Source organism: Escherichia sp. AM3 (assembly GCF_032029835.1).
In the GTDB taxonomy this organism is placed as follows: domain Bacteria; phylum Pseudomonadota; class Gammaproteobacteria; order Enterobacterales; family Enterobacteriaceae; genus Escherichia; species Escherichia coli.
Window position 1 is genome coordinate 1 of record NZ_JAVUPQ010000372.1, and the last position, 1,011, is coordinate 1,011.

Consider the following 1,011-nt stretch of genomic DNA (forward strand, 5'->3'; position numbering starts at 1 on the left):
ACCCTATATAGGGCATTTTAAAGTGTTGTTTGTAGCCTATAGCTCTTTCACCATCTGGAAATGATCCCGTTTCATCCCGGAAGCCTCCCTCACTACTATAGATATAAGAGCCTCCTTTTGCTGTAAAGCTATAACGATTTTCCTGGTAACCAGCCATAAGACCTAACTGATAGTCTGGTTGATTCAGGAGCCATCCCTTAATATTCAGGTCGAATTCATTAGCAAAATTTAGACGGGTATTCGGATGTTTACTCTCATCAGTCCAGGTTCCGGGATTGCTCGTATCCAGCCAGTCCCTGTCCACCATATTGCCTCCACGACCAGCTAATGTTGTCCACCCTGAGGCACCGACAGATACTCTGGGTAACAGATCCCAGTTAAATGCCCCCTTGACAATTGGCGCATTACTGTATTTCCAGTCCAGCTGGCTGGCTTTGCGCCCTTTTTCTTCAGGCAGATAAACCCGTTCTTTGGCCTTGCCACTTAAAGTGCCAAAATCAATCTCCGTACTGATTTTCTCCGGTGTAAAAGAAAGCCCAGTATCAGAAGCCAGTGCAGCAAACGCTACAGGAGCTGAGAGTGCAGTAGCAAGAATCTTTAAGTACATAGACAAGTTAACTCCATTCCACTCGTTTGTTTTTGATAAATATTTTTTTATTTACTCGTAGTAGTCAACTGAAAAATGCTGTTTTGTTTAACGTTTGTTTACAATGTGGCCGCATGTCGCTTTATTTATTCCCTTTTATGTCAGAATATCAGGGGAGTCAGTCAAACCCGGTATGATTACTGCCCCGGTCATCCATGTTCCAGGAAATATCAGGGCATACAGGGTGCTGGTAACTGCGAATAAGGCCCTGGTCGGACACTTTATGCCGGGAACGTCTGTAACATGGAAACCGGTACCTTCTTCCTGGGTTTATTTTGTTAACTCTTATCTAAAGGGAGACAAAATGGCCAAATCCTGCGATTATGAAGCAATCAGGGTTTGTATTAGAGTTAATGTCGGCAAAT

Annotated in this window: 1 protein-coding gene and 1 pseudogene; one reads left to right on the forward strand and one right to left on the reverse strand. The window is 43.7% G+C overall.

The window, feature by feature from the left end:
• Positions 1–607 (reverse strand): omptin family outer membrane protease (locus tag RTW80_RS25935; protein WP_139498426.1); only part of this gene is annotated, 607 nt, incomplete at its 3' end.
• A gap of 223 nt (positions 608–830) precedes the next feature.
• Here RTW80_RS25935 and RTW80_RS25940 point away from each other — a divergent pair.
• A pseudogene (locus tag RTW80_RS25940) lies at positions 831–1,011 on the forward strand (GlcNAc transferase); the annotation flags it as partial.